Consider the following 3066-nt stretch of genomic DNA (forward strand, 5'->3'; position numbering starts at 1 on the left):
AAAAGCAAAAGACATACTAAAATTATTTTTTTCATATTTTTTATTTCTCCTTTTTTTGCACGAATACACGAATATTTTTTTGTATTTTCTTCATAACTCATTAGTGAATTATTGGCAAGTATCAAGTATCAAGCATCAAGCATCAAGCACCCAACCTAATATCAAATTATTTTGTGGATTTCCGTTTTTCATTGGGTAAAATTAAGTTTGTATATTCGCTATCCCAACTTTTATAAAACATTTTATGAATTATTTCTGCAACGAATTTACTTTCGAAAACAATACCCATATTTCTGCTTTTATAAAAGTAATCTTTTGCCCAGTTAGAAGTTCCAAGCCATCCATATTGTTCATCCACCAATAAAAATTTACAATGTTCGACACGAGAATATGGAATCTGTCCACCGCTCCATTCCGGAATTGTAGTGAAATGTATTTTAACATTTGGAATCATTGCTAAACTATTTAAATATGGCAATTTTGATTTTCCTTTGCTCCAGTCAGATAAAATAATATTTACATTTACACCTCTAATAGAAGCAGAGCGAATTGCATTATCTAATTTTGAGTAGTATTCATTTTTATCTTTTACCGAATAGGAAAGTAATTGAATTAATATTTCCGATTCCGCTTTATCAATTAATTTTATTATCTCATCTTCGTCCCAATTCATTCCGGAATAAATTAAATTTTTCGGACTAAAACTCGGATATAATTTTATCTCTTTTTTTGTTCCGACTTCCAAAGTAATTGGGTTTTTTGAATTGATCATTTGAATAGTATTTTTTTCAAAATATTTTTCTATTGAATCTGTTCTATCATCTGATGCAATTTTCCAATCTAAATCAAAAATTAATCCAAACATCTGTGCAAGTTTTTCATTCTTAATGTTGAAGCCAACTTCGTGAATATGTTTTAATGCTCGCCAATCAAAATTTTGACTTCCAATAAATAGAATTTCCCGATCAACAAGTATATATTTTGTGTGTATCACTCCACCAATTTTATTAAAATAATTAGTTGCTCTTACTTCAATATTTTTTATTTTATTCAAATCGTCAAGTGGTTGCGGATATGTTTTTTTCATTTTTGCATCAACGAGAAAACGAACTTGCACTCCTCGCTTTGCGGATTTTTTAATTTCCGATAGGATGTCTTCAAGTGGTTCACCCGCTTTATTTGAAACATAAAAACATTCAATCTCAATAGAATGTTGAGCCTTTTTTATTATTTCCATCCAAACTTCAAAAGTGCGTTCAGTTTCATCTAAACCAAGATCAGTTTCTATAGGAACACTCTCAACTATTTGATATGTTGATTCCGATTGTGCAAAAAGTGAATTATAAAAAAATAATGTTGTGGTTAGAATGACAGAGAAAATTATTGCTTTAAAAGATTTCATTAGAAATTCCTTTGATTTTATATTTTAATTTAAGATAGTCAAATTATTTCATATTATTTGAAGTGAAAAACCGTTTATTAAAATTCACATCGTAAGTAATAGATTTATATTCCATAGTAGTTTGTGTGTTTTCCTGATGATTTTTCATGACCATTTTCATTGGTGTGAGAATGTTTTCAACTTTTTGAATATCCTGTAAATACAATGATTTTAATAATTTTTTATCTCCATCATAGTAGTCAATCTGAATAGGAAAAAAATCGGACACTCGTATAAAACATACTAATTTGCTATATGAAATGTCATTATTTTTTTTTGTTAGTTTTACCTTATAACAATCATTTCCATTTATTTTCACTGTTTTTATAAATTTTGGAGTATAATCTTTTTTCCAACTATCTCCGGAACTCATATCTTCATAAGTAAAATCCGAACCCTCAAATTTTTGTTTTTTTGCGTGTGAAGCAAGTTTTCTAACTCGTCGTGTTCGTTGATTGTATGACCAAATATTGTCAGAATAATCGGTCATCAAAATTGCATTTCCTCTTACTCGCGATGGTTTTTTGTATCGCATTAATGAATTTTTGCCGTCATTGCTAATGAAAGAATCATATTCGAAAGTTCTTGTTGCACCGGAAGATGTTTCAATTGTTTGTGTCATTACGGCTTTAGCATTTTTTTGGTTCATCATAGAAATCATTTTATTTAACAATTGTATTCCGCTTGGTGCATCGGCAAAAATAATTCCACTGAATATAAGTATTGTAAAGAATATTCGTTTCATTTCATCTCCTTTTTTTTGGCAAACTGCCAACTCCCATAAAATTAAAATTATCTATTTTTTCTTTTGAATAATTGTCTTTAAGAATTCCATTAAAAAACATTTCCATAGAATATTTCTTAATTTTTTCAATATCAAAATGTTTTCTCTGAATAAAATAATGCAGGGCAATTCCATCTAACGAACTAAATAGCAAAAATGTAAAATATTCCTTGTTTATATTTTTCAACAAGCCCTCTTTTTTTCCAGCATCTATAATTGGTACTATTATTTTATATAGATTTCTTAATATCTCACTTAAATCTATTTTTGAAGATTGTTCCAAATCTTTCCTAATTGCGAAAAGCATGATCTCCATTAGAATAATTAATTGATGATAATTTTTCTCATTTATGGATGAAAGATAATCAAAAGTGAGGTCAAAAATCTTTTCTAACTTTTTTTTGGTGGAAATTTCTAATTTATTTAGTTGCTTCCAGCCGGAAAATAAATCTTTGAAAAAATAATTTAACATCTCTTCAAATATTTCCTCTTTACTTTTGAAATACTCATAGATTGTTCCTTTTCCAATATCTGCTTGTTTGGCTATTGAAGCAATTGTTCCTTTATTTATGCCGTCTTTTGCAAATATTATCACTGCAGAATCAAGTATACTTTTTCTTTTGGATTGACTTTTTTCTTTTGGACTCATAACTTTCCTCCTATTCCGACTGACTGCTCGGTCAATATATTAGTTAAAATATTTTTAATTGTCAAGTTTTTTTTGTAGCACACGGATTTCACGCAAAACTCACAAAGAAAGAATAATTCACCACAAAGAACACAAAGAACACAAAGAACACAAAGAACACAAAGAACACAAAGAGTTAGCTAAGGTGGCTCG

The 3066-nt window shown here is 28.6% G+C and carries 3 protein-coding genes; all 3 read right to left on the reverse strand.

The features are described 5' to 3' along the window. Nucleotides 1-166: 166 nt before the first annotated feature. From U9R42_06875 to U9R42_06885, 3 genes are read right to left on the reverse strand one after another with little or no spacing between them, the layout of a single operon-like run. Nucleotides 167-1402, reverse strand: coding sequence for a phospholipase D-like domain-containing protein (locus U9R42_06875; GenBank protein MEA3495742.1), 1236 nt, complete (start codon nucleotides 1400-1402; stop codon nucleotides 167-169). A gap of 43 nt (nucleotides 1403-1445) precedes the next feature. Continuing rightward, nucleotides 1446-2186, reverse strand: coding sequence for an outer membrane lipoprotein-sorting protein (locus U9R42_06880; protein ID MEA3495743.1), 741 nt, complete (start codon nucleotides 2184-2186; stop codon nucleotides 1446-1448). A gap of 1 nt (nucleotide 2187) precedes the next feature. Next, nucleotides 2188-2874, reverse strand: coding sequence for a TetR/AcrR family transcriptional regulator (locus U9R42_06885; GenBank protein MEA3495744.1), 687 nt, complete (start codon nucleotides 2872-2874; stop codon nucleotides 2188-2190). Nucleotides 2875-3066 lie beyond the last annotated feature (192 nt).

It is taken from the genome of Bacteroidota bacterium, from assembly GCA_034723125.1.
Classification (GTDB): Bacteria; Bacteroidota; Bacteroidia; order CAILMK01; family JAAYUY01; genus JAYEOP01.

What these genes read in the sequence shown, in the direction of transcription:
- U9R42_06880 (MEA3495743.1), bottom strand. Translation starts at nt 2,186, where the DNA reads ATGAAACGAATATTCTTTACAATACTTATATTCAGTGGAATTATTTTT.
- U9R42_06885 (MEA3495744.1), bottom strand. Translation starts at nt 2,874, where the DNA reads ATGAGTCCAAAAGAAAAAAGTCAATCCAAAAGAAAAAGTATACTTGAT.
- U9R42_06875 (MEA3495742.1), bottom strand. Translation starts at nt 1,402, where the DNA reads ATGAAATCTTTTAAAGCAATAATTTTCTCTGTCATTCTAACCACAACA.